The 25,574-nt window shown below is 39.5% G+C and carries 23 protein-coding genes and 1 tRNA gene; 11 read left to right on the top strand and 13 right to left on the bottom strand.

Annotated features, from left to right (window positions below):
• The first annotated feature begins 250 nt into the window (after nt 1-250).
• The 4 genes from AC04QZ_RS07955 (at nt 251) to AC04QZ_RS07940 (ending at nt 2,985) form a co-directional block, all read left to right on the top strand.
• Complete coding sequence (locus AC04QZ_RS07955; RefSeq protein ID WP_478357316.1) at nt 251-796, top strand: transposase; 546 nt, start codon at nt 251-253, stop codon at nt 794-796.
• A gap of 182 nt (nt 797-978) precedes the next feature.
• Nucleotides 979-1,383 carry an EVE domain-containing protein gene (locus AC04QZ_RS07950; protein ID WP_478357315.1) on the top strand — a complete coding sequence of 135 codons (405 nt, stop codon included), beginning with the start codon at nt 979-981 and terminating at the stop codon, nt 1,381-1,383.
• A gap of 74 nt (nt 1,384-1,457) precedes the next feature.
• On the top strand, nt 1,458-1,964 hold the full coding sequence (locus tag AC04QZ_RS07945) for a hypothetical protein (protein WP_478357314.1): 507 nt from the start codon (nt 1,458-1,460) through the stop codon (nt 1,962-1,964).
• Between the two features lie 457 nt (nt 1,965-2,421).
• On the top strand, nt 2,422-2,985 hold the full coding sequence (locus AC04QZ_RS07940) for a hypothetical protein (protein WP_478357313.1): 564 nt from the start codon (nt 2,422-2,424) through the stop codon (nt 2,983-2,985).
• A gap of 161 nt (nt 2,986-3,146) precedes the next feature.
• Here the strand turns inward: AC04QZ_RS07940 and AC04QZ_RS07935 are convergent, their stop codons facing one another.
• Both AC04QZ_RS07935 and AC04QZ_RS07930 read right to left on the bottom strand, forming a co-directional pair.
• Nucleotides 3,147-4,328, bottom strand: coding sequence for a cation:proton antiporter (locus tag AC04QZ_RS07935; RefSeq protein WP_086547264.1), 1,182 nt, complete (start codon nt 4,326-4,328; stop codon nt 3,147-3,149).
• 70 nt (nt 4,329-4,398) lie between these two features.
• Complete coding sequence (locus AC04QZ_RS07930; RefSeq protein ID WP_086547263.1) at nt 4,399-4,920, bottom strand: acyl-CoA thioesterase; 522 nt, start codon at nt 4,918-4,920, stop codon at nt 4,399-4,401.
• Nucleotides 4,921-5,584: 664 nt separating this feature from the next.
• Between AC04QZ_RS07930 and AC04QZ_RS07925 the strand changes: the two genes are divergently transcribed.
• On the top strand, nt 5,585-7,072 hold the full coding sequence (locus tag AC04QZ_RS07925) for an alpha-amylase (RefSeq protein WP_478357312.1): 1,488 nt from the start codon (nt 5,585-5,587) through the stop codon (nt 7,070-7,072).
• A 564-nt stretch (nt 7,073-7,636) separates the two neighbouring features.
• Here AC04QZ_RS07925 and AC04QZ_RS07920 read toward each other — a convergent pair.
• The 6 genes from AC04QZ_RS07920 to AC04QZ_RS07895 all read right to left on the bottom strand — a co-directional run bounded on the left by AC04QZ_RS07920 (nt 7,637) and on the right by AC04QZ_RS07895 (nt 15,732).
• Complete coding sequence (locus AC04QZ_RS07920) at nt 7,637-8,560, bottom strand: hydroxypyruvate isomerase family protein (RefSeq protein ID WP_478357311.1); 924 nt, start codon at nt 8,558-8,560, stop codon at nt 7,637-7,639.
• 25 nt (nt 8,561-8,585) lie between these two features.
• Entirely contained in the window at nt 8,586-9,581 is a 996-nt protein-coding gene (locus AC04QZ_RS07915; protein WP_478357310.1) for an FAD:protein FMN transferase, read from the bottom strand.
• 10 nt (nt 9,582-9,591) lie between these two features.
• The gene (locus AC04QZ_RS07910) at nt 9,592-10,911 is read right to left on the bottom strand and encodes a Gfo/Idh/MocA family protein (RefSeq protein ID WP_086547259.1); all 1,320 of its coding nucleotides are present in this window, start codon (nt 10,909-10,911) and stop codon (nt 9,592-9,594) included.
• A 35-nt stretch (nt 10,912-10,946) separates the two neighbouring features.
• On the bottom strand, nt 10,947-11,912 hold the full coding sequence (locus AC04QZ_RS07905; protein WP_086547258.1) for a formylglycine-generating enzyme family protein: 966 nt from the start codon (nt 11,910-11,912) through the stop codon (nt 10,947-10,949).
• Between the two features lie 339 nt (nt 11,913-12,251).
• Nucleotides 12,252-13,529, bottom strand: coding sequence for a type IX secretion system plug protein (locus tag AC04QZ_RS07900; protein WP_478357309.1), 1,278 nt, complete (start codon nt 13,527-13,529; stop codon nt 12,252-12,254).
• 295 nt (nt 13,530-13,824) lie between these two features.
• Entirely contained in the window at nt 13,825-15,732 is a 1,908-nt protein-coding gene (locus AC04QZ_RS07895; RefSeq protein ID WP_086549379.1) for an ABC-F family ATP-binding cassette domain-containing protein, read from the bottom strand.
• 348 nt (nt 15,733-16,080) lie between these two features.
• Here AC04QZ_RS07895 and AC04QZ_RS07890 point away from each other — a divergent pair, with 348 nt between their 5' ends.
• The 3 genes from AC04QZ_RS07890 to AC04QZ_RS07880 all read left to right on the top strand — a co-directional run bounded on the left by AC04QZ_RS07890 (nt 16,081) and on the right by AC04QZ_RS07880 (nt 18,489).
• The gene (locus AC04QZ_RS07890; RefSeq protein WP_086547256.1) at nt 16,081-16,491 is read left to right on the top strand and encodes an Rrf2 family transcriptional regulator; all 411 of its coding nucleotides are present in this window, start codon (nt 16,081-16,083) and stop codon (nt 16,489-16,491) included.
• A 74-nt stretch (nt 16,492-16,565) separates the two neighbouring features.
• Complete coding sequence (locus AC04QZ_RS07885; RefSeq protein ID WP_478357308.1) at nt 16,566-17,216, top strand: NAD(P)-dependent oxidoreductase; 651 nt, start codon at nt 16,566-16,568, stop codon at nt 17,214-17,216.
• Between the two features lie 244 nt (nt 17,217-17,460).
• Entirely contained in the window at nt 17,461-18,489 is a 1,029-nt protein-coding gene (locus AC04QZ_RS07880; RefSeq protein ID WP_478357307.1) for a quinone-dependent dihydroorotate dehydrogenase, read from the top strand.
• A 636-nt stretch (nt 18,490-19,125) separates the two neighbouring features.
• Here AC04QZ_RS07880 and AC04QZ_RS07875 read toward each other — a convergent pair.
• Nucleotides 19,126-19,791 carry a DNA alkylation repair protein gene (locus tag AC04QZ_RS07875; RefSeq protein WP_086547253.1) on the bottom strand — a complete coding sequence of 222 codons (666 nt, stop codon included), beginning with the start codon at nt 19,789-19,791 and terminating at the stop codon, nt 19,126-19,128.
• Nucleotides 19,792-20,046: 255 nt separating this feature from the next.
• Here AC04QZ_RS07875 and AC04QZ_RS07870 point away from each other — a divergent pair, with 255 nt between their 5' ends.
• Together AC04QZ_RS07870 and AC04QZ_RS07865 are read left to right on the top strand one after the other, a co-directional pair.
• A complete protein-coding gene (locus tag AC04QZ_RS07870; RefSeq protein WP_086547252.1) occupies nt 20,047-20,328 on the top strand; it encodes a hypothetical protein in 282 nt (93 codons plus the stop codon).
• A gap of 10 nt (nt 20,329-20,338) precedes the next feature.
• Nucleotides 20,339-21,328 carry a hypothetical protein gene (locus AC04QZ_RS07865; RefSeq protein ID WP_478357305.1) on the top strand — a complete coding sequence of 330 codons (990 nt, stop codon included), beginning with the start codon at nt 20,339-20,341 and terminating at the stop codon, nt 21,326-21,328.
• Nucleotides 21,329-21,460: 132 nt separating this feature from the next.
• On the opposite strand, the gene AC04QZ_RS07860 is transcribed toward AC04QZ_RS07865, so the two are convergent.
• The 3 genes from AC04QZ_RS07860 to AC04QZ_RS07850 all read right to left on the bottom strand — a co-directional run bounded on the left by AC04QZ_RS07860 (nt 21,461) and on the right by AC04QZ_RS07850 (nt 22,545).
• Complete coding sequence (locus AC04QZ_RS07860) at nt 21,461-21,631, bottom strand: hypothetical protein (protein WP_057933572.1); 171 nt, start codon at nt 21,629-21,631, stop codon at nt 21,461-21,463.
• Between the two features lie 34 nt (nt 21,632-21,665).
• Nucleotides 21,666-21,739: transfer RNA gene (locus AC04QZ_RS07855), tRNA-Cys, on the bottom strand.
• 59 nt (nt 21,740-21,798) lie between these two features.
• A complete protein-coding gene (locus AC04QZ_RS07850; RefSeq protein WP_478357304.1) occupies nt 21,799-22,545 on the bottom strand; it encodes a TrmH family RNA methyltransferase in 747 nt (248 codons plus the stop codon).
• On the opposite strand from AC04QZ_RS07850, the gene tamL reads away from it, so the two are divergent.
• Nucleotides 22,536-24,962, top strand: coding sequence for a translocation and assembly module lipoprotein TamL (gene tamL, locus AC04QZ_RS07845; RefSeq protein ID WP_478357303.1), 2,427 nt, complete (start codon nt 22,536-22,538; stop codon nt 24,960-24,962). The two genes, AC04QZ_RS07850 and tamL, sit on opposite strands and share 10 nt — an antisense overlap.
• Here the strand turns inward: tamL and AC04QZ_RS07840 are convergent, their stop codons facing one another.
• On the bottom strand, nt 24,963-25,532 hold the full coding sequence (locus tag AC04QZ_RS07840; RefSeq protein WP_478357302.1) for a 2'-5' RNA ligase family protein: 570 nt from the start codon (nt 25,530-25,532) through the stop codon (nt 24,963-24,965).
• Nucleotides 25,533-25,574 lie beyond the last annotated feature (42 nt).

The following is a 25,574-nucleotide window of genomic DNA, read 5'->3' as shown; positions in this document are numbered from 1 at the left end:
GCGCACGCGTGCCGCGTGTGCAACATTGCTGAAGGAATATACAAATAATTGCTAAAGTAAATCCTTAGCAAGTATCCAATAGTATTTAATAAAGTACAATTTTCTTTCCATATATTTAAATCAGAATAAAGTCTCCTAATTAAAGCCATTTTACCACCAGCTATCCCATGGTCAAAATGGTTAATTCATCCCGGTATATAAGAAGATGTACATGTTTCTGCTAGCGCAGGTGTGGATAAAACATAAAGGAATGAGCCGTAAATATAAATTTTACAATAAGGAAGGATTATATTTTGTAAGTTTTGCAACAGTATATTGGATAGATATATTTGTGAGGCATTTATATTGCGATATTGTCGTTGATAGCTTAATTTACTGCAAGAAAAACCTAGGTTTAGAAATTTATTGCTGGTGCATTATGTCAAGTCACATACATTTAATTTTTAGTGCAAAAAATCATAATCCAGATATTCTGCTAGGACGGATTAAAGAATTTACTTCCAAAGAAATTGTAAAAGCAATTATAGAGAACAGCCAGGAAAGTAGAAAAGAATGGCTGCTATGGATGTTTAAGCGGGCAGGCTCAAAAAGCAGTAAGGTTAAAGGATATCAATTTTGGCAGCATAATAATAAACCAATAGAATTGTGGAGTACCTCAGTTATTGAGCAAAAGGCAGATTATTTGCATGACAATCCTGTTGTTGGTGATTTTGTTAACGAGGCCTGGCATTGGAAATATAGCAGTGCAATAGATTATAGCGGAGGCAAAGGATTAATAGATTTAGATGAACTGTAAAGGTGATATGGAAATGCACACGCGGCACGCGTGCGCCAGCGTAGGGAGCCGGACTAGATTTATCTGGGATGAAGCGCAGCTCTTAATCTTCTTATACTTCCACCATTCTTCATCACCTATTTCCTATTCCATTCCGTTTTGTTAGTTTTGAGCTTCAATCATAGAAATAAACAAAGCGTAGCATGAATCATTGGTTAGTAAAATCAGAGCCTTTTAAATACAGTTGGGAAAAGTTTAACAAAGATGGTCGTACCTTTTGGGATGGCGTTCGTAATTATCAGGCACGGAATAACCTAAAAGCGATGAAAGAGGGTGATTTGGTGCTTTTTTATCACAGTAATGAAGGTAAAAATGTGGTGGGTATTGCAAAAGTAGTAAAAGAGTTTTATCAGGATCCCACTACTGATGATGCCAACTGGGTAGTGGTTGATTTATCTCCTGTAGAAACGCTGAAAAACCCGGTTTCACTCGAACAAATTAAGGCTGAACCTAGTTTAACCGATATTTCGTTGGTTAGACAAGGACGGTTATCAGTTATGCCCTTAAAAGCAGCAGAATTTGATAAGATTCTGGAAATGGGAAGCTGATCAGTTTGCAGTTTTCAGTTAGCAATTAACAGTTAGCAATTAACAGTTTTCAGTTTAATATTAACGCACTCAACATGAAGTTTAACATAATCGCTACCATTATTATTCTGGTTACCTGCCTGTTTGTAAGCGAAAGCAGGTCGCAGGAATATATCAATTACCAGGTTAAGGTAAGAACGGATTCTTTAGGCACCCATAAAGGAATTTTGGAGAAAATAAATAGTGAAGGACTTACGGTTATGGATCATGGAAAATCTGTGGTGATCAAGGCTCAAAACATCATGAGTATTCGTTTGAAGAAAAATAGCTTTACAACTGCACAAGGCTTGTTGTACGGTACCATTTGCGGTGCCGCTATTGGTTCTACAGCATTTTTGAGCGATCTTCCTGATGATTCGCAGTTGACTATTTTAGCGACTATAACATCTGCCGGGGTTGTAGCTGGTGTAGGTTATGGATTGGCCTGTGAGATTTTAGCCAATAAAATGATGCTCAGAATTAATAAAGACATGAGTCTTTTTGCAAACGAGTATCAGAAACTTGAAAAGTATTCAAAAGCTTATTATACTGATAAACCTTAATGAGCTGTTTTTTGTAACATTTCGACTCCGCTATCAATGATGTTATCTTGCAGTTGTCTGTTGATGAGTACTTGTAGTGCCTAGGCATTTCCGCATAGCTAGGCCGTAGCATTAAGTCTCCGTTCTACTTAAATCCGGCCTAACAAATTTTTCGGGCTCCACTGAAAAAGCCGTCTCACTAGCTTCGAAAGAAAAATTTTCAGCCGGTGTTTTTTGTTTTTTCACCTGTTTTCATTTTTTTAACTGCGTTCTAGCTAGCTCCGCTGGTCTTTTTGACATCAAAAAGAAAAAGCCCTTCGGCGGCGGCGAGCCGAGGCAAGGCTTTGCCCGGAGCCAAAAAAATAAATGTATACATCATTAATATTGAATTTTATACAATAAATTAATCCTCACCTTTACAGAAATCTTTAAATTAAGTAAAAAATGTATTAACTTAAATAAGTTCTTAATACCTCATATGAAAACCATCTATTTTACACTTCTCTTTTTCTTCTTGCTTACTCTGGCACAGGCGCAAAGTATAAAACCCTATATCGCCGTTCTTAAAACCCAAAATGGGAAATACAAAGGCATTTTATATAAAGTTGATTCAGTGAATGCCATTCTGAATCATGACGGCGAATTTATCAAGGTTCCGGTAAGCGAAATTAAAACCGTACAGATCAGAACGATTAAAAAAGGCTATGAAGGGATGAGTTTTATTAAAATTGGTGAAACCCGGTCTGAAGAATATAAAATGGACGCTAGTGGTAGAATGGTTGATCAATGGGGTAAGGAAGAGCCGACCTTTAAGGAAGATGTATCAGCTACTTTTTTTTCTGTCATTTTTACGGTACTTGCAAATGCTGTTGCACTACCTATTCATGCCATTAATCCGAATCTTGCACGTTTTAACTTTCGTAAACCAGATGGAAATAAGTTAAACGAACTCAGTTATTATTCTATTTATTATCAGGCCAATCCAAATGTACTGGCCGAGTTGCACCAGCTAAAAACCATTTCGGCTAAGTTTAAGCCTTAGGCGTAGGGCGTATTGCGATGGGCGTATGGCGTTTGGAGAGTTACCAGTTTATACAATTAACCAAATGAACTAATGACCAATGAACTAATGACTGGCCTCAATTAATCGGTTAACCAGTTTATACAATTAACCAAATCAACTAATGACCAATGAACCAATGACTAATGAACCACACTATTTCTTTTACTCAAGGTTATCCCCAGCGTCATGACAATACTCGATCCCAAGACCACCAGGAACAGAAACGGTGTACCAACCTCCGGTATTTTTAAAGAATCTGGCAGGTTAAAATAAAGCAAAATACTAATGAGTCCGCGGGGTGCAATGTATAAAATCGGACTCAGGTTTTCTTTTTTGAATATTTTGAGAAACACCACTCTGATGATGTAAATCGATATAAGCATGAAGAAACCATTGGCCAGTACAATTTTATCGTTCAGGCTGCTTATATTCATGGTAAAGCCAAAAATTACGAAGAAAAAAGTACGGAGGATAAAGGCGCTTTCTGCCGATAACTGATAGAGCTGGGATAAATCGGCCGTTAAATTTTTGTATAAAAAGACACTTCTGAACCAGGCATTCTCAATGGCATCAGCATTGTTCAGGAACAGGCCCGTGCTTAAAATTAACACCAGGGAGGAGAGGTGGTAGGATTGACCAATGGCATAAACCAGTATTAGGATGGCTATAATTAAAAAGAATTTAATGTGATGCACCAATCGTCCCATCACGTACAGCAACACCACACAGGCAATGGCCGATAGTAAAAGGATTAGGAAGGTACTTAAACCTAAGCCAATAAAAGCCGATGTAGTGATCGAATGGTTGGTAATGGCAAAATTGAAGATGATAATCCCTAAAATATCGGAGAAAGAAGATTCATAAATTACAAATTCTTTGTCGTGGTTGTTTAATGCCGCTGCCGAAGGGATGGCAATAGCCGAACTGATTACGCTGAAGGGAATGGCATTTGCAATACAGGTATATAAATCGTGGTGGCTGATCTGGTAAATAATAGTGGTAATTACAGCGATCGTACCCAATAAAATGCTTAAAGCAGAGAAAAAGGCACTGCGGATAATCTTGTTTTTATGCCGGTCGTATTTAAGTTCCAGCGAGCCCTCAAAAACAATCAAAATCAAACCTACAGTACCCAATGTGGGTAGGATAGAGAGAAAATTGAAGGTTTGTATCTTCAGGTTATCAACCAGTAAACGTAAACCAATACCCAAAAGCAGTAGTAATAAAACCGAGGGTATTTTGGTTTTACTCGCCACTAAATCAAACAGATAAGAGAAAATAACTAATCCGCTTAAAATAATAAGAATGGTATAAGTTGTCATATTTTTCAGCGTAGGGTAAAGCGCTAAAATAAAACAATCATGCTAAGCAGAAAGGAATTTAATGTAAAAATTATGCTTTAAAGAAAAGTGCTTTTAGTTCGCTGGCATCATCAGGATTCATTTTTCCGCCTAAAACCAAACGTAATTGCCTGCGGCGTAAAGCGCCATCAAACAAATCCTTTTCTTCGGGCGTTTCCGGGATAAGTTCTGGTACAGGTATGGTACGGGCACTCTGGTCAACTGCAACAAAGGTATAGTAAGCCTCGTTACTTTTTTGGCGTGCACCACTTGGAATATTCTCTGCCCAAACATCTAAACGAACCTCCACCGAAGTATTAAAAGCCCTGGTTACTTTGGCCTCAATGGTAATTACATCGCCTAATTTAATGGGGTGCTTAAAAGAAACGTTATCAACCGAAGCGGTTACTACAATGCGGTTACAGTGTTTTTGAGCCGAAATTGCCGCTGCAATATCCATCCAGTGAAGCAAACGCCCACCCATCAGGTTATTTAAGGTATTGGTATCGTTTGGTAATACCAATTCATTCATGATGGTAAAACTTTCTCTGGCAAATTTCTTTTTTAAACTCATTTAAGCGCAAAAGTAAGTAAAATGTGGTTAAAATAAGATAGGCGGTCGTCATCCTGAATTTATTTCAGGATCTATTTCATGATCAGCATAATGTTATGGGTTCGCAATATGCCATCCGTTTTCTGCGGTGATGTGCGCAGTCAGCGGGACAAGATGTATAAGTTATGTTGCCGCAGATTTAATAGATTTTCGCAGATTTATTTGTTTTTTCTGCGGTGACCTGCGCAATCAGCAGGAGAAGATGTGTAAGTTATGTTCCCGCAGATTCAATAGATTTTCGCAGATCTGTTTGTTTTTCTGCGGTGATCTGCGCCATCAGCGGGACAAGATGTGTAAGTTATGTTCCCGCAGATTCAATAGATTTTCGCAGATCTGTTTGTTTTTCTGCGGTGATCTGCGCCATCAGCGGGACAAGAATGTGTAAGTTATGTTCCCGCAGATTCAATAGATTTTCGCAGATCTGTTTGTTTTTCTGCGTTGATCTGCGCCATCAGTGGGACAAGATATGTAAGTATATTCCCGCAGATTTAATCGATTTTCGCAGATTTATTTGTTTTTTCTGCGGTGATCAGCGCCATCAGCGGGACAAGAATTTGCAGGGTTCCTGATGTAAATCCGAAAACAATTCATCAGCAATCATGTTATCCTTAAAAAAATCGAATTAATGCAAAACCAGACCCTGATCCAATTTTTCCATTGGTATTATAATGAAGAACAAAATTTGTGGACTAAAGTAGCTGCCGAAGCCAGTCATTTAAAAGAAATTGGTATAACATCCGTTTGGCTGCCTCCGGCTTATAAATCGAATAATGCGGCCTATGATGTTGGTTATGCCGTTTATGATTTATTCGATTTAGGTGAGTTCGACCAGAAAGGAAGTGTAAATACCAAACATGGCTCGAAAGACGAATATATCAAAGCGATTGAAGCACTTCACGATAATGGGATTGGTGTTTTAGCCGATGTGGTTTTTAACCACAAAGCTGGGGGTGATGAACTTGAAAAAGTAGCCGTTAGAACTGTAAACCCTGAAAATAGAAACGAATTTACCAGCGATGTTTTCGAAATAGAAGCCTGGACGAAGTTTACTTTTCCTGCGCGGCAAGGGAAATATTCTGAATTCATTTGGAATCATGAATGCTTTAGCGGCGTAGACTGGGCAGAAGACCTCCAAGAAACAGCCATTTATTCGATCCAGAATTATTTAGGTGAAGGTTTTGAAGAAGTTCCTTCTACTGAATTTGGCAATTACGATTACCTGATGTTTAATGATATCGATTACCGCAACAGGGCGGTTGTGGAAGAGTTAAAATACTGGGGTGAATGGGTTGTCGAAACCACCAAAGTAGATGGTTTTCGATTGGATGCGGTTAAACACATCAATCCGGATTTTATTGTAGAGTGGATCGATCACCTGAATCAAAAATTTAACCGGGAGTTTTTTATTGTGGCCGAAGATTGGAATGTGGTGGATAGAGAGGGGCAATTAAACTATATCGAAATCACCGGTGGCAGAACGCAAATATTCGATTCACTTTTGCACCATAATTTTTTCCTGGCGAGTAAGGATGAAGCATTTGATATGCAAACGATTTTTGATGGAACCCTGGTTCAGGTGAAGCCGGATTTGGCCGTAACATTTGTTGATAATCATGATTCGCAACCTTTGCAGGCACTCGAATCTTATGTCGATTTTTGGTTCAGGCCTTTGGCTTATGCGATTATCCTGTTGCGTATACAGGGTATTCCATGTTTGTTCTTTCCCGATCTGTATGGGGGAATTTATGATGATAAAGACAAAGAAGGGGATGAGGTACATGTAGAGTTGGTTCCAATTCCGGTGGTAGAAACCATGAGTAAAATCCGTACAGCTTTAGCCTATGGCGAGCAGCGCGATTATTTTGACCATAGTATTTGTGTCGGCTGGACCCGTACAGGTGATGAGGAACATGAAAATAGCGGCCTGGCGGTATTGATGAGCACAGGAGAAGAAGGCTTTAAAGAAATGGAAATCGGTAAACACTTTGCCGGAAAAACCTTTGTTGATGCCTTAGGTTATAGGGAGCAGGAGGTAATCATTGATGAAAATGGCTGGGCCGAGTTTCACTGTAATGCCGGAAGTGTATCGGTTTGGGTGTTGAAGGTGGGGTAGGAGAAGAGGGTGATATTGTGGTCTGTGGGGACACAGACCACGGCGTTGGCTTAATGCCGTTTCAACGCATTAAGATTCCCAATCAAGTTGGGAATGACGCTGACATTTACCATACACACCATTCCTGTGCAGACTAGAATCCAAGTAGCTTTAATGCCTTTTCGACGCATTACGATTCCCAATCAAGTTGGGAATGACGCTGACATCTAATCCTCCACGCGTCATTCCCGTGCAGATGGGAATCTTAATGCGCCCGCTAGTGGTGATTGTTTTAAGATTGCTTTCCCGAAATTCGGGACAGGCTATCGTTCCTTCTCACAATGACGGTGACATTTAACCATACGCGCCATTCCTGTGCAGAATAGAATCCTAGCAGCTTAATGCCGTTTCAACGCATTACGATTCCCAATCAAGTTGGGAATGACGCTGACATCTAACCCTCCACGCGTCATTCCCGTGCAGACGGGAATCTTAATGCGCCCGCTAGTGGTGATTGTTTTAAGATTGCTTTCCCGAAATTTGGGGCAGGCTGTCGTTCCTTCTCGCAACAACGAATTTTTTTATTTACAAAAAGTTATCCTCAGCCCGGTAAGCCGAAATAACAGCCAGTTCGCCTTCTTTTCCACCTTTGGAGTTGCCATGTTCCATCCCCATCACACCCTTATAACCTTTTTTGTGCAGGTGTTTAAAGAGGTTTTTATAATTGATCTCTCCGGTGGTAGGTTCTTTCCGCCCTGGATTATCACCAATCTGGATGTATGCAATTTCGTCCCAGCAGCGATCGATGGTTTTGATTAAATCACCTTCTGTACGTTGCATGTGGTAAATATCATAAAGGATTTTACACGAAGGACTTTTTACCGCTTTACAAACTGCATAAGTTTCATTTGTTTTTTGAAGGAAAAGCTCCGGGGTATCGCTCAAGGTTTCCAAAACCATAATTAAACCGTGGGGTTCAAAAATCTCTGCACCGGCACGCATGGCATCAATTACATTGGCAAATTGATTGCCATAAGGTAAATTACGTTCGTAAAAACCAGGTACTACGGTAAGCCATTTAGCATTACAGCGTTTAGCTGCTTCTACTGATTTTTTACAGGTTTCGACAAATTTATCTTTAAACTCCTTTTTTCCGGTGGTTAAAGAGGTTTTCCAGTTATCGCCGCCATCTACAACGAAAACACCCATGCGCATACCCAGTTTGGCCAGCAGGTTTCCAATTTTTTCCTGTTCTTCTATCGAGCGGTTGAGGTAACCGTTATCTTCGATAGCACGGAAACCCTTATCGTACATAAACTGGATCTGATCTAAAAAATTCTTGCCTGCATGGTTTTCGAACATGCCCTGATGTGGGGCATAATCCATGTTAAAAACCTTATCGCTTAGGATATTAGACTTTTCAGCCGCAAAAGTATTGTTAATTCCTGCCCCGGTAGCAATTGCACCGGCAGTGAATAAGCTGTTTCTTATAAATTCACTTCTTTTCATCGGTTTGTTATTAAACGGATAGATACTAGTGTGTAATTAATTTTTTAAATCCTGTGGTTAAGGTGTCGGCTACTTTGCCATCTTTTTGGTGGTACACAAAATAAGCTTCGAGGTTTTTTCTGCTTTCTACAAAGGCAATGGCATCTTTAAGGTGCATGGCCATTAAGGCATTGTCATAGCCATCTGCTGTAATGGCATCATTGGCGTATACGGTTACGCTAATCATCTCATTATCTAAAGGATAACCGGTTTTAGAATCGATCAGGTGAGAAATCTTTTTCTTCCCGCTCTGGTGGAATTTCCGGTAATTGCCAGAGGTGGTAATGGCGCCAGAATTGATGGCGGCAATGTGCCTGATTACGGGAGTGCCATCTTTATCGGGTCCTTCAATACCAATTTTCATCGTTTCGCCATTGGGTTTAGGTCCTGAAATCCGAATTTCACCTCCTAATTCGGCCACATACTGTTTAATGCCTTTTTTTTCGAGATAAGCAGCAATTAAATCGACGCTGTATCCCTGGGCAATTCCGTTTAAATCAATTTGCACGCAGGGTTTCAGTTTGGTTAATAAGCCATTCTTTAGCTTCAGGTTTTTCATGCCTACGCAGGCCAGTATCGATTTAATGGCGGAGGGATCTGGTTCGGTTTTAGACTCTTTCGGACCAAAGCCCCAGACCTGAACCAGTGGGGCAACAGTAATATCGAAAACTCCTTTTGTATCCTGATTGATCTCGAAACTCCTTTTCAACACATCATTTATTAAACGATCGGTTTTGATTTCTTTTTCTGCCGAATTAAACTGATTTATCAATGATCCCTTTTTGTAAAGCGACATCGATAAATCAATTTGGTTTAATAAACTATCTATGCCTGCCTGAGTGGCTAAACTATCAGTAGCATAGTACATTATAGCATAATCAGTTCCCTGTGCAAGACCATTGATTTTGTATTGCCTTAACTCCTTTTTCAAAGAGAAAGCAAAAATCAGTGGTAACAGGAAAAGCAAAAATCTATAACGCATCAATTTCGTGTTAGATCACCTTTGCTTGTCCAGGCATGGCAATAGGGTATAGTCCTTTTTCATCAGGCATTAATCTTGGGTTCGCATCCCATGCAAAACGCTCAGGCATTAAACTGATGTTCGACGCTAAAGCCTCATCCCATTTAATGGTTTGACCAGAATAAGTGGCATAACGACCGATAATTGCAGAGAACGTACTGGTTGCAGCATAATCTACATTACTAAATCTGTATTCTCCCTTAGAAACCGCATCGAACAGTTCGTCGTGTTCTGTTTGGTAAGGATTTGCGTTTCCTTTGGTATTGTGGTTATAGAGTTCTTTACCGCTGTAATCTTTCATGATGGCCTGGTTGCTGCCGGAAAGGTAAATCTTACCTTTGGTACCCTGGAAAGATTCATCCACCCGGTTACTGATGCCTTCGAAATGTCGGCACTGGCTATGGATTACCGCGCCATCTGCATAAGTTAATTCGATAGAGTGATTGTCGTAAATCTCGCCATAGTCTTTCCCTGTTCTCCAGGCGCGGCTACCTGTTCCCTGTACGGAGGTGGGATGTCCGTTTTTTATCCAGTTGGCAATATCGATATTGTGTACATGTTGCTCAACGATATGATCGCCGCATAACCAGTTGAAATAATACCAGTTTCTCATTTGGTATTCCATTTCGGTTTGGTTCGCTTTACGCGGACGTACCCAAACGCCACCACTGTTCCAGTAAACCTGGCCCGACATGATATCGCCAATAGCACCATCGTTAATGCGTTTCATCGATTCGCGATAGTTGGTCTGGTAACGGCGTTGCAAGCCTACCACCACATTTAATTTTTTCTTTTTAGCTTCTTCCGCTGCGGCCAAAACCTTTCTAATACCTGGAGCATCTACAGCAACCGGTTTTTCCATGAAAACTTGTTTGTTCTGTTTAACCGCTTCTTCGAAATGGATAGGACGGAAGCCCGGAGGAGTGGTTAACAACACTACATCAGCTAATGGAATAGCTTTTAAATAAGCATCGAAACCCACAAACTGGCGTTCTTTAGGAACATCCATCTTCGCTGCGAATTTTCCGTTTAATGATTGATAACTGCTGTCTAAGCGATCCTGAAAGGCATCGGCCATAGCCACCAGCTTAATATTGAATTTGGTACTTAATGCCTGGAAAGCAGCGCCTGTTCCGCGGTCGCCACAGCCAATCAAGGCAATTTTTATGGTGTCAGAGCCCGAAGCATAAGCCCCGGCCAATGGAATACTGCTTATCATGGCTCCACCTGCCAGCATGGCGGTTGCCTTTAAAAAATCGCGACGATCTTGTTGGTTAATTGGTTTTTTCATGTGTTTAGTTTTTTTATTGTGGTTGCTTGTGTTTTTTAAAAGTCTTTTATAGGTTGTTTATTGTAATAAGCATCTATTTCTGCTTTCGATGGTGTTTTTACCGGACGTACCAGGCGCATACCTACAAACGGAGCTTCGGGGAACCACCAATTGCTTTTAGGAATCTGTGGATCTAATTGTTTCCAGGATGGATCAGACGCTAATCTGGCTGTTGAAGTTAAGTTGTTGGGCGTTTCATCATAGGAGCCGCCACGAACTGCATTTGGGTAGAGTTTTTCAGGTACGGCTACAGGGTTTTCTGCAGTTTTATCTTTGCTTTGGCTGTAAAAATCAGCGATATATTGATCATAGGTCCATTCGCTCACATTGCCATACATATCAAATAATCCCCATGCATTCGGTTTTTTTTGTCCTACCTGATGTGTTTTGTTATCGCTATTATCCTTGTACCAGGCATAATCACCTAGTTTTGATGCATCATTTCCAAAAGAATAATTGGTTTCAGTACCGGCTTTACAGGCATATTCCCATTCTGCTTCGGTTGGCAAACGGTAAAAAATACCTGTACGTACATATAGCCATTTGCAAAATTGGATGGCGTTATATTGGGTCATGGCTACGGCTGGCTGGTGTTCTTTACCCATACCAAAAGTCATGTCGAGATAAGGTTTTGTAGGTCTGGTAACGGCATCTACTTCAGCCGGAATAGCACTTATGCTGGCTTGTTTTTCGTAATCACGATACAGGAAAGGCTCAAAAATATCCCAGGTTACTTCATGTTTCCCTATCCAGAAGGCATCGAGTTTAACCTCATGAACAGGTTGCTCATCTGCTTTCCCTGTTTTACTTCCCATCTTAAATTTGCCTGCTGGTATAGCCTGCATGTCGAATTTTAGTTTTGTTCCGTTAATGGATTGTGTGTACGAATCACTGGAAGTTTGTGCTGAAATGTGTGCACAAGGATAGGCTATTAATGCTGCGGCAATTAACTTTTTAAACATAATTTTTGGTTAGATACACTTATTCTCTAGGTGTTTATCTGGTTACTTTCTGAAATGCTAAAGTAAATAACCACATTTAAAACAAAGAAAATTTATGTAACAATAAAGGTAAGTATTGTCACATTAAAAGTCAAGTTGACAATTAAAGCTATCGTCATCCTAAACTTGTTTCAGGATCTAATTGGCGAAGATCTTTTAAATCGATCTTAGTTATAATTAATTGTCTAAGAGTATTATAGGTAAAAGCTCATTTACCACTTAAGAATACAAGGTCATTTAAGCTTATATATCTTACATCGTTTGTTTTGCATTTTTGATGTATTAACATTGCAAGCTGACTTACCTTCTATCGGTAACTTTATTGCTCAGGTTGGTGTAACCAACGAGGGTATCCCAGCGTGCGCCGGGGCGACGATAATAAACAAAAATCTGATAGCTGTTTTCAGTCTGGAAAAATGCGCCCTCAAAAGGTTTAGTTTCCATTATCCTGGTGTCTTTATTATACCAGGCAAACTCATAATCGTAGAGGCCTTGTTTAAGTATCACATTGCCATAAAACTGTTTCCTGCCGGCATCGTAAAGTAGTTTGTTTTCATTACTCATGGTGTAATTGTTAAACCGGCCAACAACATAAGCATCGCCATTCGGGCTGGGTGCAGGGGCATTTAAGGTAAATAAAACACTCATGTATTCTGCCTCCGTTTTATCGTCCCGTCCGTCGGTATTGCGGATAAAAAAGTTTCCATTTTCATCGTACTGATTGGCAAAAGCACCGACCGTTCTGGGTGCATCCTGAAAAAGCATTACGTTTACAGATTGATTATCGCGATAAATATCCTTCACATTATCAGCCTTATACCTTAAACTCCTGGTATCAAACTTCCTGAATTCGTTATCTCCCCAAAAATCGTTGGTATTAAGGTCGTTATAAACCAATTGGTTCGGCCTTACAAATGATGGTTTGGTATTGACCTGAATGGTATTGGCATTAAAGTTTTGCATCACCACAGCCTTTACATCCTGATAGGGGTTTGGGATAGGGAAGGCGTGATTAATGGTGAAATTGATTTTTTGTTTATAATTCCTGTTTTCCACCTGCATGGAGTTATTTACATCAGCGGCCACAGCAACCTGATTGTCGAGCATGTAAAAGCGTTGCGAAATAACAGGTTTGTTTTTGTCGCCATCTAAATACACTTTCAACACATAATTTCCCCCAATTTTTGGCTGGATTTGGGTATTGGGTAAGCTGATTTCGTAATGTGTATATTTTCGTGCGGTATTAGAAGAGTAGCGGTAATTGATGATGCGGTCATCATTAAAACTCCCTAAATAATCGATGCTCGAAATTTTCGATGTTTCCCATTCTGCGGTGCAATGTTCAATGGTATACCAGTAGTTTTGGGTCCCCGCCAGTAAGTCATCGAACGAAAAAGTTATCGTTTCTGACGAGTTGAGCATAATTACAGGTAAACTCTGCTCTTTATTACTGTTATAACAAAGTACAGTTTTAATATTTGGAAGATAAATTTTATTCTCGTTGGTAAACGTTTTGTCGTTTTGCGCAAAGGCCAGGCTGGAGATGAAAAATAAAACCGGAATTAATATTTTCTGCATGGTTAAAAGTAAAGTTTTATTGGGAAGTGGCAAAACCCATCTTTAAGTTTAGCCACCGAGGCAGGGATTGGCAAGGAAGATCCCAGTGCTGTCATTTCGAGCGGAGTGCAACGAAGTCGAGAAATCTAACTCGAGATAGACCTCTCCATTCCACTGCTTTCCAGTCGAGATGACGGGACGAAGAATTTAACTCCTTCCGTGCTAATCCGTGTTTCCGTGGCAAAAAGAATCATTACAAAACAAAAAAGCCGTTCCGATATAAATCGAGACGGCCGTATATCTATATTAACTTAAACTAAGCCTCCAGCTCCATAATTTCAGCAGCTAAACTTTCCCATTTATTTTGGCTAAGATCTAACTCCTGTTTAGTGGCCAAATAACGTTTGTTGGCTTCTGCTAATTTATCGGCGTTGGCATAAACATGCTCATCTGCCAATTCTGCTTCTATATTTTTAACCTGCTGCTCCAGTTCGGTAATTAACTTCTCTGTTTTTTGCAGCTCGTCGTTCAGTTTTTTTAATTGATTGGCTGCATTTGGCGTAACAGGTTTTGGCTGTTCCTTTTGCTTTTCTGGCATTTTAACCGGAATAGGTTTAGCCGCCGGAATTATCCTTTTGCTATTCCATTCTTCATATTCGGCATAAGTACCAGGGTATTGTTTAATTTTTCCGCTTTCGATAAACCAGATTTTGTTGGCTACATTATCCAGGAAATACCTGTCGTGAGATACGGCAATAAAAGTACCTTCAAACTGTTGCAATGCCTGAATCAGGATATTAACCGACTGGATATCCAGGTGGTTGGTGGGCTCATCCAGAATCAGGAAATTAGAATCTGTGGTTAACGATTTAGCCAGGGCCACGCGTGATTTTTCTCCCCCCGAAAGTACTTTGATTTTTTTGAAAACATCATCACCGGTAAAAAGGAAACAACCTAAAATACTACGTAATTCCGTATCGCTATGTTTTGGAGCAAAGGCTTGTAATTCTTCTAAAATTGAATTTTCTAAATGCAGCGATTCCAATTGGTGCTGCGCAAAGAAAGTGGTGGTTACGTTATGACCAGTTTCGCAGAAACCTTCAAATTTTTCGGCTCCGGCAATCATTCTCAATAGAGTAGATTTACCCTTACCGTTTGCACCGATCAAGGCAATTTTATCCCCTTTTTCAATCACGCCTTCAGCATCATCCAAAATATGCACATTTGGATAACTCTTATTGGCATGTTCTATACGCACTACGTGCCTGCCCGAAGGTTTAGAGAATTTGAAAGCAAAGTTTACGGTTGGGTTATCATCATCCACATCATCAATACGCTCCATCTTATCTAAAGCTTTCATGCGCGATTGTGCCATTTTAGCCTTACTCGCCTTCGCTTTAAAACGCTCAATTAAACGTTCTTCCTGTTTGATTTTGGCCTGTTGGTTTTTAAACTCGCCTTTCTGGATTTCGCCACGCAAGGCTTTTTCTTCCACATAGAAGCTATAATTACCCGCATAAACGGTTAATTTCCCCTTACGCGATTCTACCGTACGGTTTACAATTTTATCTAAGAAATACCTATCGTGAGATACAATTACAATGGCACCTTCAAAACCCATTAAATAGTTTTCCAACCATTTAATGGAAGGTAAATCCATGTGGTTGGTAGGCTCATCCAGTAATAAGATATCAGGTGTTTGCAATAAAATTTTTGCCAGCATTACACGCATACGCCAACCTCCTGAGAAGGTATTTAAAGGGCGTAACTGATCTGCCGTACTGAAACCCAAACCAGCTAAAATTTCGTTGGCCCTATATTCGATGTTATAGCCATCTAAAGCTTCAAACTCTTGCTGTTTATCGCTTAATTTAAATAAAACCTCTTCGCTATAATCGGTTTCGATTTTTTTAAGCAGTTCTTCAATCTCATCATGCAATTGGTTTTGGCGCTCAAAAGCCTCCATGGCCACATGCAAAATGCTATGGTGCGAATCGTAAGAGAGTAAATCCTGGTTTAAGTAACCAATTTTCAAGTCTTTCGACATGGAAACGGTACCCGAACTTGGTGCGTATTCGCCTACAATTATTTTTAAAAGTGTTGATTTTCCTGTTCCATTGGCGCCGATTAAACCAGCTCTGTCGCCAGGTTTAATGTGCCAGTTCGCGTCATCGTACAAGGCCCTTGAGCCAATCAGGAAGGTTAAATTATTTATTGAAATCATTTCGGCTGCAAAAGTACGAAATTTAAAGGCTTTTTTCAGCTGGAAAGTCAAATAGGATAAGCCAGCAACATTAATATTTATAGTGAGGTAATACGGGGCTAATTCGTGTGACATCAACATTAGAAAACAATTTTTGTAAAAACAAAAGCTTTTAAGTGCCTGTTTAATCATTATTACTGTTTTAAATTGATACTCGATATAACGCCTATCTGCTCAATATCCTCAAATTTTAATTGATCAATAAAACGGTAAGGCATTACAATTGTCAGTGCAGGGTTAAATGATGTTAAATTTTTATGATGTATAAAAATTATCATACCTTTGTTCTGTAATAAAAATAGTTACAGTATGAATAGCAGTCATTTTTCTATATCGCTTCACATTCTTACGCTCCTCGATCAGGTGAAGGGGCAGCTATTGAATTCTGAATACATTGCAGGTAGTATCAACTGTAATCCTGTTCTGGTGAGAAAGGAACTGGCCAATTTGCATAAATACGGTTTTGTTCAAAGTAAAGAAGGGAAGGGTGGTGGCTCAACCCTAGCTAAAAACCCTGCTGATATTAACCTTGGAGATGTTTACCGGGCCGTTAAACAAAAAAGCCTGTTAGGCGAAAGCAAAAATGAACCTAATCCCGATTGTCCGGTAGGTAGACAGATCACTAAACATTTAACCGATTTATATGATGAAGCAGAAACTGCTTTAGTAAAGAATCTTTCGGCTAAAACTTTAAAAGATTTTAGTGCAGGTTTTAAATAAAAAATTTTAAACATAACTGTAATAAAAAATATTACAATTTAAGACAGATTAATCAATTTTAAAAATTAAATAATATGAAAGTAGCATTAATAGGAGCCTCTGGATTTGTAGGCAAAGCCATTTTGAACGAATTAGTAAGTCGTGGGAATGAAGTGATCGCCATTGCGCGCGATACCACTAAAATTGAGCATAACGATGATCATGTGCGTAAGATCGCTGTTGATGTTTTGGACACTGAAAAACTAGCAACAGCTTTAACTGGTGCCGATGCAGTAGTAAGTGCTTTTAACGCGGGTTGGGCCAATCCAAATTTATACAACGATACGGTACAGGGCGCAGAGGCCATTCAGGCTGCTGTAAAAGCATCGGGTGTTAAACGTTATATTTTTATTGGTGGAGCGGGTACTTTGCAGATCGATGGTCACCAAATTGTAGATGGACCAAACTTCCCAGCCGAATACAAGCCAGGTGCAACAGCAGTAAGGGATTATTTTAATACCTTAAAGCAAGAGAAAGAATTGGATTGGTTGTTTTTTAGTCCGGCTATTGAGATGCATCAAGGCATCACAACTGGCCGCACCGGAAAATACCGTTTGGGTAAAACAAGTCCGGTTTTTAATGAAGAAGGCCGTTCTATTTTATCGGTGGAAGATTTAGCAATTGTTATTGCCGATGAGCTGGAAAATAATGCACACCACCAGGAGCAGTTTACGGCAGCATATTAGGGATGTAAAAGGGAAGATGTAGGATGGAAGATGTAGGATGGAAGATGTAGAATGGAAGTTGTGAGCTGGTTTGTAGTTGATTGCTTTTGGTAAATGGTTGATAGGCTAGTGTACTATCTGCTCATGGCAATTTTACTATTGACGATGAGTCATCAACCAAAATTTTGTACGTCATAAAGGTTTCCATCTTTCCTTTTACATTTTCCATCTTCCATAATTAGCATTAAGTTCTTATCTTCGTGCCATGTATCGCCTTATTAAACCAATATTCTTCAAATTTGACCCTGAAAACGTACATTATTTTGTAGTTAAGCGGTTAAAATGGTTTAATGATAAATTTCCGCTTGGTAAAACCATTATCCGTAGCAGCTTTGATGTGCATATTAAAGGTTTAGAACGCGAGGTTTTTGGCATCAAATTCAGAAATCCTGTGGGTTTGGCTGCCGGATTTGATAAAAACGGTGAATATGTAGAGCCGCTTAGCAATTTAGGCTTCGGATTTATCGAAGTGGGTACCGTAACGCCAATGCCTCAGCCCGGAAACGATAAACCCCGGATGTTCCGCTTACCTAATGATGAAGCTTTAATTAACCGGATGGGTTTTAACAATAAGGGGGTAGATGTAATGGCCGAGCGTTTGCGTCTGCTAAAAGATAAACATCCTGATATTGTTGTAGGTGGAAATATTGGTAAAAACAAAGCTACCCCAAATGAAGATGCCGTAAGCGACTATATTAAATGTTTCGATCGCCTTTTTGATGTGGTCGATTATTTTGTGGTCAATGTAAGTTCGCCCAATACACCAGGCCTACGCGAACTTCAGGAAAAAGAACCCCTGAAGAAAATCCTGAATACTTTACAGCAACGTAATCGTAAAAACGATATCTCACGTCCGATTTTATTAAAAATCGCGCCTGATTTAACTGATGCGCAATTAGACGATATTATCGAAATTGTTGCGGAAACCAAAATTGCAGGCATTATTGCCACCAATACAACCATTAGCCGGGAAAATCTGGCTACTGAGAAAGATTTAACTGGTGAAACCGGTGGTTTGAGTGGTAAACCTGTTAAAGAACGCTCTACGGAAGTCATTCGTTATCTTTCAGCGAAATCAAACAAAGCATTTCCAATTATTGGAGTAGGTGGAATACATTCCGCAAAAGATGCAAAAGAGAAATTAGATGCTGGTGCATCTTTAGTTCAATTGTATACGGGTTTTATATATGAAGGACCAGGCTTGATCAAAAGCATCTGTAAAGAACTGGTTTAAATATAGTCGTCACCCTGCACCGAGCCATCACTCGTTTCTCTCCTGCGGGTTTTACGCTATTATCAGGTTTAGTTAGCAAGGTTTGCCTATAAAATCGGGGCTGAAATTGCCAAAAGAGCAGAACCAGCCGTTTCTTAATCATTATTAATTTTTTCTTTTTTAGGAAATGAAAGTTTAACGTTTCATGGGTACTGTAGCCCCGCCATCCGCTTTACTTCACCCGATGAAAAAAACCGGATTCGTGTTCGCTTCTGTCGGGTTTATAAACAACGGCTTGCTTTCAGTGCGCCGACCCAGGTTAAATAAACCCGATTGTCGGGGAGAGCTTCCGATCCTTGACCGATAAATCGGCACTAAATCAGCATCGGAACTCGCACCAAAAGCGGGTCTGAAATAGCCAAAAGAACAGAAGCCTCATTTCCTAATGATTATAAAAGTCTTTTATGTTTAGAAAATGAAGGACAGCATTTCATAGGTACTTGTTTTCCGCCATTCGCCTTATCCCGATTGAAAATAATCGGGATGCTTACGATTGTTTATTTAACAAGGCCTGAATTTATGATTAAATACTATTTGTCGGGCCTGCTTCAAATAGAGGGATAGCATACATGAAATATGCTGATAATAGGTAAAAGACTACTTCTGCCGGCTTACCATCTCATTAATCCAGATGGGCGCAAAGGGGGAGGTACAGCCTTTAGAGACAGGGTAATCGCGATATATGCCAAGTTTTTCGCCTATAGCTAAAGCGCTTTCTCGATAATCTGGATGGTTAATGCCAATCTGCGCCAATGCGGTGTTCATTGTCCATTGGATTTCTGGGGCTACTTTAGGCATTTCTTTTTCAATCCGATCGAGAATGGCAGGAATGTCCAGTCCTTCAGGAGCCCGGCTTATACGTCCGCTGGTTAGGCTCCAGCCTGCCCGGGCCAGCATAATATTACCCGAATTCATCCACTTTTCACGAAACTGCTCTTTATCCGGGTATTCTTTAACAATGTAGTTGTAAAACCAATCTGCAGCCCAGGTAAAATTTTCTGAAGCGACCATCTGCTCAATTTGTGCTGCCGATAGTGCTTTTGGTTTCAGGATTAAAATGGCAAGCAACCTGGCATCAATATTTTCGGTTTCCCAAAGTTGAAGTGCAAGCTCATGATCGGTTTTGATCTTTTTCGCTACTGCCCTGATGTCGCCCATTTTAACACCAAAAATGTTTTCTCTGGCGCCGTTTTTAATATGCATGGCACGGACTTTCTCATCTGCCAGTGATTTAAGCTGATCTAATACATTTTTAAGATTCATATACTTTAAAAATAAATGAACAATAATATAAAATTAAGTTTTTGATCTTAAAAAAGATGTCTGTACTTGAAAATATCCAGATGAATTCTTGTAGGAGCATTATTCCATTCGTCTGGTTCCCGTAATTAACAATAACTAAAATTGCCCCTCCATTAAATATCTTCCAAAAATACTTAATACTAGGTATTGTGCAGGCCCTGCTTTAAGCATAGATTTAATACAGTTATTAATTAAATCTCTTAAAATAAGCTAGTTATGTTGTATGCCAATGTTCTTGTGGTAACGGGAGCTTCTGAAGCCCAGCTCAATAACATCAAGACGTTTATCGCTCAGTCTGGTGCGATAGTAGAACGGATTGATGCGACTTTTTTTCTGGAAATAACTTCCATTGATCTCAGGAAATCATTGATTGCTGAGTTGAATCAACAAGGGTTTACCTATTTATGGTATTTTAATAAAATAGCATCAGGCTCCCGTATCTATACAGGAAAGATAGACCCGGCGCTGTTTGATAAAATTGAAAATATTATGCTTTAATACCCAAAATATGAAAAAAAATATTTTAACGCTGTTGTTCGCTTGTGTTGTATTTTCAGTAAAAGCTCAAAAGAGCTTTAATGATTTCCACGAGTATTATCCGATTGGTGAAGATGCAAATCTAGGTTATAAAACCAGTGTGCTTTCTTCCGAAAAACTTGTTTTCGAAGCAAACCCAAATGTACGTTACAGCTTTTTTAATAATATGGAGAAAGGTTTAATGGAAAAACCTTTGAAAAAGAATGTATTTGCTGCATACGTTGCTTTTAGATCGCAGCTTAGAATGTACGACAGTGAGTCTTTGCCTGTGATTATGCCCTCGTATAGGGTACAGCTTGGTGGCCAAATGATGCGTAGGTTGAATGATAATAATTTTATTGCCATTTCCTTAGAAAGTGGCCATTATTCGAATGGGCAGTCTGGAAGTGCCTTTTCTGAGGCCCTCGTTGATGGATCACCGGAAAGTGAGGCGCTTTATGATAAAATTACACCAGAAACCAATCTTTCGGCAATCCTGAACCGTAGAAGTGCGAATTTTTCCACTAATCTAACCGAACTGCTGATTAATTACCGGAATAATAAAAATAGTGAAAATCTACCTTCAAGAACGCATTCTGTTACAGGCGGGCTTTTGTTGTACCATAACCGGTTTTTGGGTGTAGGTAATTTCGGTGGTTTTACCGAAAACGATATTCGGATCTACGGGCGATACCGGTGGCAGCTTCGATATGAATTTATTAAGCAATTGAAAAATGTTCGTGCTTCTGTTGCGGAGCGGATGGAGCTTATTCAAGGCGCGCATCCTTTTGTAGATCCTTTTAGAAGTGAAACCATACTTACCGTTTATCCATTTCCAAAAACGAAAGCGTTTGGTTTTTTTGCCAATTATACTTTTGGACACGATAATTACAATTATCGTTTTGTTGATTCGGGTAGGACACTAAGTTTTGGTATAACCTGGACAATATTTCCGCCCTTCCAGATGAATGTGGATGAATGATGATTGGCAGGTTATTGGAATCTGTTTGATTTATTCTTTTATCACCTGGTGTATTAAAAATATCCGTGCATAAAAAAAAGCATCCTTTGATCAGAAGGATGCTTTAAATCTTTAAGAAGAGATTTCTAAAAACTATTTTGCCAAAGTAGCTAAAACAGCATTGTTTTTAGCTAATTGATCGTTTTTAGGTTGTGCAGAGCGGCTTCCTAACTCGATGTTAGTTGCTCTCTTTAAAAATGCTACCTCTTGGTGAGCTGTATTTTTATTTCTTCTGTCTTTTCTTTTTAATCTGGTAACTGCCATGGTAATAACCTTTTAATTATTTTATTTGTACAAATGGAGGTCGAGAGCGGATTCGAACCGCTGTAGAAGGTTTTGCAGACCTCTGCCTAGCCACTCGGCCACTCGACCCTTAAATTCAAGGCTGCAAAAATAGCAATTATTAGTTAGCCCGCAAATAATATCTCAATTTAATTTCGAACTCGCACTAACTCAGCACAAAAGATTGCTGCACTTACGGCCACGTTTAACGATTCGGCTTCTCCAATTCTCGGAATGGTTACCGGTTTATTTATTTTTTTGATCACTTCTGCCGATATTCCCTTTCCTTCATTGCCTAAAATCACCAGTCCTTCAGTTCCCCATTGCGTTTTGTAAATCGATTCGCCATCTAACAATGCCCCAAATACGGGGATGGTATTTTTCTCCAGTAGTGCTGGTAAATCTGCTTCATAAATACTTACCCTTGCCAAAGAGCCCATTGTGGCCTGTACCGTTTTTGGATTGAATACTTCTACACAGTCTGCAGAGCAGATGATGTTTTTAAAGCCAAACCAATCGGCCGTTCTGATGATGGTACCCATATTGCCCGGATCCTGAACACCATCTAAAACCAAAGTGAACTGATTTTTTAGCGCTTTTAGATCTAATTCTTTGTTTTTAGGGATGTAGACGAGTGCTAAAAAGCCTTGTGGCGTTTGCAGCGTACTAATCTTGTCTAATTCAGCGTTCTTTACTTCAAATAAGTTTATATTTGCAGGCAATTTGGGTAACAAATTGTATTGTTCGCTGTTGTAAAATACAGTATGGATCTGGTAGTTTGATTGGAAAAATTCTTTTATGGATTTTATACCTTCAACAATAAATAAACCATGTTCTTTACGGTATTTTTTTTGATGTAACGACTTTATAAAACTAATCTGTGATTTTGAAAGCATACCAAAACTCAATAAATATTAAACTGAAAAGCACTGCAATATTACTATTTATTATTGTTTTAATTCAGGCCTGCTCATCAACTAAGTACATTGCCGACTATCAATCGATAGTGAAAAAGGTAACGATCGATAGCGTTGATGCTAAATTTGAAGAACAGGCTTACAATTATGTTCAGAAAGATATCAGACCAGCATCGAAGTTGAGCATCAATGTACCTTTGTACAATTTGTTCAATACAAAAGATGGTCGCTATAAAACCAGCGACATTAAACCATTTGGGACGCCACCAGCCATTCTGGATAGCACACTGGTGGAGATTTCGAGAACACAGATACAAAAATTTTTAAAAAGTAAGGGTTATCGCCAGGCTGAAGTAACTTCTGCCATAAAGATTGCAGATAAAAAGGCCGAAATTGTATTCAGTGCAAAACCCGGACCTGCTTATTTTATTGAGAAACTTTCCGATTCGATCCCAAATGCAAATATTAAGAACCTTTACGAATCGAATAAGGCTAAAATGACGCATTTACATAAGGGCATGCAGTACGATGAAGACTCTTTAACTTATGAAAGGGAGCAGATTTATCGCATTATGAAAGAAAATGGGTATTTCTATTTCTTAAGGCCTTATGTGAATTTTGATGTGTATGGTGCCGAAGCAAGCTCCAAGACTAATAAAATAGATTTGAATCTTAATGTAACCGATCCTGCGAATGGTCCGCATAAGCAGTTTAATATCGGCTACACCCATTTGTTAATTGCACCAAATCCTGATGGTTTGCCCGATTCGGCAAGATATAAATTAAGCAAAGATACTTTGAATGGGATTATATATACTGATTTTTCCAAGCGCTACAGGCGTAATCCAATCGTTCGGTACGATTTTCTGAAGCAAGGTGATCTTTATGATATCCGGAATGAAAACCTCACTTACGATCGCTTGTATGAGCTCAATGTTTTCAAAAATGTAAAGATCGATTATTTCAGAAGAGATAGTACTTCTAATAAAATCAATGCGATCATTTTGCTCACTCCTCAAAAGGTAATGAGCAACCGCGTGGAGGGTGAGGTGCCGTTTAATGGGGGAACAGTTGGCTTTACCATCGGAAATACCTATACCAATAACAATATTTTCAGGGGAGCAGAACGATTTGAACTTCAGGTAAAAGGTGGTTTGCAATCGCGGATTGGTAACGGAGCCAAGGTTTTTAGTGATATTTATCAGCGCGACTTTTCAATCAGTGCCAGTATTTCGGTACCGAGATTGATGATTCCTTTTTACAACCCGGTTTTAGGTGGAAACGGAATGCCGCACACCACCTTTTCAACGAGTTACATTTATGCCTTACAAAAAGATGTTTCGGTAAGGAGGATTTTTATCAACTCCATTACTTACGATTGGTTTGAAACCAAATCTAAGCTGCACTCTTTTACGCCATTAAATTTTGAGTACCGTTTTGGTAACCTGGATACGACCAAGATCGATGCCGTTACCCGGTTTAACAACCTTTATTATTCTGCGCTGCTCGATCGTAAAGATTTAACATTGGGCATGAAATATACGTATACGCTGAATGCTGATAAGTTAAACCAATTCAGGACTTTTGTTTATTTAAGGGCAGGGATGGATATAGCAGGTAATATGCTGCAAGGTATCTCCAAGTTAACGGGATCTAAACATAACCCTGCAAACGACGACCCGGCAAAGATATTAGGTTTGCCTTTTAATCAGTACTCCAGACCAGAGGTAGATATCAGGTGGTATAAACACTTGGGCGGCGAAAGGCTATTTATTGCCCGTTTAAACACCGGATTGGCCTATGCCTATGGTAATTCCGTTTTAACGGGGATTCCTTTTGAAAAACTATTTTTTGCGGGGGGATCAAATGGCCTGAGGGCCTGGCAAGCCAGAACCATTGGCCCTGGTAATTATAACAGAGAGGTGCTTGCCAGTGATGAAGTGCGAAAGGCAGTTTTTGGAATTGACCAGATTGGAGAAATGCGGATCGAGACTAATTTCGAATATAGGTTTACGCTTGCCCGGAAATTTTTCGGTGCAACTTTGAAAGGCGCCGCTTTTGTGGATGCGGGTAATATCTGGAATATCCGTAAAGGCCAGTCGATTGCTTATCAATCGCCAGAGCTGGATGAGTTAACCGTATTTAAACTTAGTAAATTGGCCAAGCAAATTGCTATTGGTACTGGTATTGGATTAAGGTATGATGTACAGTATTTTGTTTTCAGGTTTGATGTAGGACTGAAACTGAAAGATCCTCAGTTTGTGGGATCAGATCAGTGGGTAATCAGCAAATTTTTATCTGGGGCAAGAGATTTTAAAGATAGCTATAACGCCACACACGGACCTGATACCTATCGTTTTATACAATACAACTTTGGCATTGGCATGCCATTCTAATTAACCGAAAAGGTTTAATGCTGTGGGCTTAGTATCGGGATCTTTAAAAGAGAATTCTTTAAAGGGTTGCCATCTTTTATCCATGTGTTTATAAACTGAAAAGGATGAAACGGGGAATTCGCGTTTAAATTTCCGGTCTTTAAATTCGGCAGAAATCTGTTTGAAAATAGGTGGTTTTACATCCCTGAAAGCTAAAGTTAAATGCGGATTAAACTTTTCTTTTTTCTCCAGCAATTTTAAAGGTTGTAATGCTTTAGTGATCTGTTTTTCCAGCGCCATCAGTCCTTCATTTTGCTCAACGTCGAGATAAAAGGTATGCTCTAAAAATGAATTGAAGTTTCTAAGCACCTGTGTAAAGGGTTGACTGAAAGAAGCATCCGATAAAGCACTAAAAAATCTTTTTTCCGCATCAAATGCCGACAGCTTTACCGGAGGGTACAGGGTGATGTGCGCAGGGCGTTTTAATGATTCGTACACATTAAATTTGTCTGAAATGTATGTCCTGATCTCGTCGATGTCTTCCACGATAGAAACAGGAGGGACCAAACACACTAAAAATAGATTTTCCATGAATCAAATTTACTAAAAAATTTAGTAAAAAAAATAATGATT

The organism is Pedobacter folensis, assembly GCF_056490665.1.
This window is presented reverse-complemented; position numbering and strand designations above follow the sequence as displayed.

Coding starts and splice junctions, on each gene's coding strand:
- AC04QZ_RS07935 (WP_086547264.1), bottom strand. CDS start 4,328: ATGACAACTTATACCATTCTTATTATTTTAAGCGGATTAGTTATTTTC.
- AC04QZ_RS07950 (WP_478357315.1), top strand. CDS start 979: ATGAATCATTGGTTAGTAAAATCAGAGCCTTTTAAATACAGTTGGGAA.
- AC04QZ_RS07890 (WP_086547256.1), top strand. CDS start 16,081: ATGAATAGCAGTCATTTTTCTATATCGCTTCACATTCTTACGCTCCTC.
- AC04QZ_RS07955 (WP_478357316.1), top strand. CDS start 251: ATGAGCCGTAAATATAAATTTTACAATAAGGAAGGATTATATTTTGTA.
- AC04QZ_RS07840 (WP_478357302.1), bottom strand. CDS start 25,532: ATGGAAAATCTATTTTTAGTGTGTTTGGTCCCTCCTGTTTCTATCGTG.
- AC04QZ_RS07925 (WP_478357312.1), top strand. CDS start 5,585: ATGCAAAACCAGACCCTGATCCAATTTTTCCATTGGTATTATAATGAA.
- AC04QZ_RS07850 (WP_478357304.1), bottom strand. CDS start 22,545: ATGCTTTCAAAATCACAGATTAGTTTTATAAAGTCGTTACATCAAAAA.
- AC04QZ_RS07930 (WP_086547263.1), bottom strand. CDS start 4,920: ATGAGTTTAAAAAAGAAATTTGCCAGAGAAAGTTTTACCATCATGAAT.
- AC04QZ_RS07870 (WP_086547252.1), top strand. CDS start 20,047: ATGTTGTATGCCAATGTTCTTGTGGTAACGGGAGCTTCTGAAGCCCAG.
- AC04QZ_RS07905 (WP_086547258.1), bottom strand. CDS start 11,912: ATGTTTAAAAAGTTAATTGCCGCAGCATTAATAGCCTATCCTTGTGCA.
- AC04QZ_RS07875 (WP_086547253.1), bottom strand. CDS start 19,791: ATGAATCTTAAAAATGTATTAGATCAGCTTAAATCACTGGCAGATGAG.
- AC04QZ_RS07865 (WP_478357305.1), top strand. CDS start 20,339: ATGAAAAAAAATATTTTAACGCTGTTGTTCGCTTGTGTTGTATTTTCA.
- AC04QZ_RS07910 (WP_086547259.1), bottom strand. CDS start 10,911: ATGAAAAAACCAATTAACCAACAAGATCGTCGCGATTTTTTAAAGGCA.
- AC04QZ_RS07915 (WP_478357310.1), bottom strand. CDS start 9,581: ATGCGTTATAGATTTTTGCTTTTCCTGTTACCACTGATTTTTGCTTTC.
- AC04QZ_RS07880 (WP_478357307.1), top strand. CDS start 17,461: ATGTATCGCCTTATTAAACCAATATTCTTCAAATTTGACCCTGAAAAC.
- AC04QZ_RS07920 (WP_478357311.1), bottom strand. CDS start 8,560: ATGAAAAGAAGTGAATTTATAAGAAACAGCTTATTCACTGCCGGTGCA.
- AC04QZ_RS07940 (WP_478357313.1), top strand. CDS start 2,422: ATGAAAACCATCTATTTTACACTTCTCTTTTTCTTCTTGCTTACTCTG.
- AC04QZ_RS07945 (WP_478357314.1), top strand. CDS start 1,458: ATGAAGTTTAACATAATCGCTACCATTATTATTCTGGTTACCTGCCTG.
- AC04QZ_RS07900 (WP_478357309.1), bottom strand. CDS start 13,529: ATGCAGAAAATATTAATTCCGGTTTTATTTTTCATCTCCAGCCTGGCC.
- AC04QZ_RS07885 (WP_478357308.1), top strand. CDS start 16,566: ATGAAAGTAGCATTAATAGGAGCCTCTGGATTTGTAGGCAAAGCCATT.
- AC04QZ_RS07860 (WP_057933572.1), bottom strand. CDS start 21,631: ATGGCAGTTACCAGATTAAAAAGAAAAGACAGAAGAAATAAAAATACA.
- AC04QZ_RS07895 (WP_086549379.1), bottom strand. CDS start 15,732: ATGATTTCAATAAATAATTTAACCTTCCTGATTGGCTCAAGGGCCTTG.